This window comes from uncultured Acetatifactor sp. (genome assembly GCF_948601915.1).
Classification (GTDB): Bacteria; Bacillota; Clostridia; order Lachnospirales; family Lachnospiraceae; genus Acetatifactor.
Genome location: NZ_CAPDXS010000240.1, coordinates 1 through 4,117, shown reverse-complemented (window position 1 = coordinate 4,117; position 4,117 = coordinate 1). Strand labels below are relative to the sequence as shown.

The following is a 4,117-nucleotide window of genomic DNA, read 5'->3' as shown; positions in this document are numbered from 1 at the left end:
GAGTTTCCTTAAGCATGCGGCACCAGACAGTGATGGAAGTAACTTTCAGTTTCAAGGCAAGCAGATAGGAGCGCAGCATGCAGGAAGGGAGCCGTGGCGGCGGGCCAAAGACAGAGTAGCAGTCCCGCATGATGGAATCCGTCTGGGAAAGGTCGAGGTACCAGAACTGCACGATATAGTCCCAGGTGCTTTTGGGAAGCACAAAGGGATTGGGGTAGGCCTTAAGGAAGTCGGATACGAAAGTATCCTGGTAGGCGGAATGTCCGCCAGGGTTACAAGGTAACATCAAGAATCGCCTCCAATCAAAAAATATACTTCATAATCAAGGGCGCGAAGCGCCGCATTTTTTGACTGGTTTGTCAAGTGTTTTTGAGAAAAAAGTGGGTGATTTTTGAAAAATAGGTTCTGAAAGCCCCATGAAATAAGGGTTGAAGATTCCGAGAAGTTATAAAGGGAAAAGGGAGGGAAGGCGCTCCCTGGAGAAGAAGCATTTCGGCATCGGGCTGACCATATGCAGGATACTTGCACAGAAACATGGCGGCGCCATCCTGCTCGATAATGCCCCGGAAGGCGGCGCGCGGGTGACGGTGCAAATAAAAACGGAATAAATCTATCCATTGTGACGGAATGTAGACTTTTAGCTGGTAAACTCTCCTTAAGCGTATAAATGCTGGAAAGGAGAGTTTTTTCATGGAGATACAGATCGCATCTTTGAAGAAAGTTTATGGAAAAAAGGCCGCTTTGGACGGCATCACCTTTTCTATCGGAAATGGTATGTACGGGCTGGTAGGAAGGAACGGGGCAGGGAAGACGACTTTGATGCGGATTCTTGCCACACTGAGCAGACCTTCCGGCGGGCAGGTCACATTTGACGGGATCCCTCTGGAGGATACAAAGAAAATCAGGCCTTTCATTGGCTATCTGCCCCAGGAGTTTTCCTTTTACCCGGATATGACGGTACTGGAGGTCATGCGTTATCTGGCGGCGCTTTCTGACATTCCGGGGGAGGTCTGGCGGGAACGCATCCCCCGGCTCCTGCGGCAGGTGAATTTATGGGAGGACAGGACAAAAAAGGCAGGGAAGCTGTCCGGCGGGATGAAACGGCGGCTTGGCATTGCGCAGGCTCTGCTGGATGACCCACAGGTGCTGCTGGTTGACGAGCCCACAGCAGGGCTTGACCCGGAAGAAAGGCTCCGTTTTTATACCCTGCTGGATGAATTTTCAGGCAGCCATACCGTGGTTGTGTCCTCCCATATCATGAGCGACATTGAATCGGTGTGTGAAAACGTGGCGGTACTGGATGCCGGGCGGCTGCTGTTTGCCGGTACGGTGGGGGCGTTGGCAAAAAAGGCGAAGGGGAAAGTGTATGAATTGGCCGTCCCCAAAAAGGAGCAGGATGCGGTCAAAAGGGATTACTATATCCTGTCCAGCCAGAGCCATGCATCGGATGCAAAAGTCCGTGTGCTGGCTGACGGAATTCCGTCATTCTGTCCCGTTTCCTGCGCGCCTACGGCATGGGACGGTTATATGGAGCTGCTGCGCCAACTGGAAAGGGGGTGGGGAAAGGATGAGCCTGTTTCTGATGGAATGCAAAAAAACAGCGAGGGGAGCCCTGTACTGGCTGTATGTGCTGGCATTGTTTTTGGTCTGCATCCGCCAATTTGACGCGGCAGTGGAGGATGAACTTCGCGGGAAGGATGATCCCACGTCCGTATTTTATACTGCGCCGGATGGCATATATGCCGGGGACTCCGAGCGGCTGTCTGAGGTGGAGAGGCAGGAAGATATGATGGCCGGGGCAGCCGCACGGCTTTTGGACAGTTACCGGAATAATACGTATGAATATTATCCTTTCGGATATGTTAAAACAAAGACAATGTCCGGGGAGGAGCAGAGGAGGATTCTTTCTTTCCTGGCAGAGCTGACAGGTATGAGTGAGGAAGCGATAAACGCAGCGGCAGGAAAGGAGGGCGCGGAAGAGTTCCGGATTTCCGGCGGCGGCGGGTTCGTTCTTGAGCCGGGGGAGGGAGGAAAGAACGAAAGCGGGCAGTTTGTCATAGAGCCCGGCGATTGGAAATATACGGAAAACAGTGATGATATAGCCGGTGCATCACAAGACCCGGAATGTGGTTTTGACAAGGTGACATTTGAACGTTTCCGGGAGATCATGGGAGAGGTGGATGCCATGATTGGGCGCAATTCCTATTTCAGCCAGGAAATGCTTGCGCTGTATTACGGTGGGAATGATATGGAGGAAAGTCCGGTTACGGAGCGGCAGCACAGGGAATTCTATGAAGGAGACCATGTGACAGGGGCATTTGCCAGGTATTACTGCGACAGTATTTCCCTGGTGGCCTTAGGGCTGCCCGCCCTGGTGGAGATCGAGCTGATGATGAGGGATAAGAGCCGTAAGATGCAGGCGCTGGTGTACCCGCGGAGGGTTCCCGGCATAAGGCTGGTCTGCACCCGCTTTGGGGCATCCGTCTGTATGGTGATGCTGCCTGTCCTTATCTTCCCGGTCAAGTCGCTGGCGGCACTGGTGCGGTTCTGCAGGGAGACAGGAGTGCAGCCGGATGTATTTGCTTTTGCAAAATATGTTTTGCTGTGGATTCTGCCCACAGTCTTGCTGGTCATGGCCATCGGGCTGTTCCTGACGGTACTGACTGAGAATTATTCCGGCATTTTAGTTTCAGGGCTGCTCTGGCTGGCGGGCAGGCCGTCTGTGGGCAGGATTGCAGGGGGAAATTATGAGTTATTTGACCTGATCGTCCGCCATAATACATTAAAAGGGTATGGGAGGATGATGGAGGATATCCATATGCTGGTGTGGAACAGGGTTTTCATTTCCGGTATGGCTTTTGTGCTTTTGGCGCTCTCGGTTGCCGTATATGAGGCAAGACGGAAAGGGGTGGGTATCTTTGAAAACCGAAAACTTTTTAACGGTTTTATGGGTCAACGTCCGCATGAACTATAAGAATGCGTTCATTCCATCCATCCTGCTGTTGTCTGTTATCCCGCTGATTTATGGGACTGCAAATCTGGACGGTATAAAATCCGCTGACTGTCTGGAGCGGATGGTGGCGTTGGTCGGAATCCCCATGTTCACATCCCTGTTCTGCCGGGAACAGTCCCATGACTTATATGGCATGGTCGCTCTGCGCCCGCTTTCCTTCCGGGTGGTGGCAGCGCTGCGGATCGGAATCTCAATGGCGGGCGCTTTTGCGCTGGTGTTGGTATTTGCGATCTATATGCGCGCCTGTGGAAGCATATTCCCCATGGGGGTATATGCTGTCCGGGCATTTGCGGCCTGTATGGCGTTAGGGTTTGCGGGGCTGCTTTGTGCTTCTGTTGTAAAAAGTACAGTCGCCGGGTATTTGGGGGCGTTCTGTTACTATTTTGTGGTACAGGCCGGAACTGGTGATTCAATGCTTAAGCCCGTTACAAACGGAATCCATCCATTGCTTGTATTATTTATTTGTAGTGCAGCAGCGGCAAGCCTTCTTTTTTGTAAGCCCTCCTATCGATGATGCCTGTTGCATCTCTGTGGGGAGGAAGCGTGGGCGCTGCGCTGGCAAAGCCTTGTGGGGGAATGGCTGAAGTAACCGCTTGCTATTTGAATCACGCTCTCTTATACTGTCAAGTGGAGGTGAAAGCATGGTTCGTTTTTACATAGTCAGGCATGGGCAGACGCTTTTGAACAGCTTAGACCGGGCGCAGGGATGGGCTGATTCACCGCTCACCGAAGCAGGAAGGCAGATGGCGGCTGACATCGGGCATAAATTAAAGGGGATTGGTTTTGATGCGGTGTACGCCAGCGATATGCTCCGTGCCGTACAGACGGCAGAGCTGATTCTGGAAGCAAACGGAAAAGAAGGTGTGCCGATAAAAAAGGATGTAAGGCTGCGGGAATGGTGTCTGGGGAGTATGGAGGCAGAAAACAACGCAGTTTTCATGAGGAATGTGACAGGCTGGCTGGGAGGAGGAACGTCCTTTGCAGAGCTGAACCAGCGGCTCCCCGATATTGCGGCTGCCCTCTATGAACATGACGCCACAGGAATGGCGGAGACGTTCCAGGCAATCAAATACCCCGCTGCAAGCAACGGGGTATCAATCTTGC

Annotated in this window: 6 protein-coding genes; 5 read left to right on the top strand and 1 reads right to left on the bottom strand. The window is 52.5% G+C overall.

The annotated features are described in order from the left end of the window. On the bottom strand, positions 1-286 hold a 286-nt coding region (locus Q2B33_RS23465), incomplete at its 3' end, for a hypothetical protein (RefSeq protein ID WP_300823326.1). A 142-nt stretch (positions 287-428) separates the two neighbouring features. Here Q2B33_RS23465 and Q2B33_RS24635 point away from each other — a divergent pair. The 5 genes from Q2B33_RS24635 to Q2B33_RS23445 form a co-directional block, all read left to right on the top strand. Further along, positions 429-608, top strand: a complete 180-nt coding sequence (locus Q2B33_RS24635; RefSeq protein ID WP_300564393.1) for an ATP-binding protein — start codon at positions 429-431, stop codon at positions 606-608. 82 nt (positions 609-690) lie between these two features. Then, the gene (locus Q2B33_RS23460) at positions 691-1,665 is read left to right on the top strand and encodes an ABC transporter ATP-binding protein (RefSeq protein WP_300564390.1); all 975 of its coding nucleotides are present in this window, start codon (positions 691-693) and stop codon (positions 1,663-1,665) included. Continuing rightward, positions 1,568-2,974, top strand: coding sequence for a hypothetical protein (locus tag Q2B33_RS23455; RefSeq protein WP_300564388.1), 1,407 nt, complete (start codon positions 1,568-1,570; stop codon positions 2,972-2,974). Before Q2B33_RS23460 ends, Q2B33_RS23455 begins: the two co-directional genes overlap by 98 nt. Continuing rightward, positions 2,964-3,527, top strand: a complete 564-nt coding sequence (locus Q2B33_RS23450) for a hypothetical protein (RefSeq protein WP_300914306.1) — start codon at positions 2,964-2,966, stop codon at positions 3,525-3,527. The genes Q2B33_RS23455 and Q2B33_RS23450 overlap by 11 nt, the downstream gene beginning before the upstream one ends. 127 nt (positions 3,528-3,654) lie before the next feature. Next, positions 3,655-4,117 (top strand): histidine phosphatase family protein (locus Q2B33_RS23445; protein WP_300823324.1); only part of this gene is annotated, 463 nt, incomplete at its 3' end.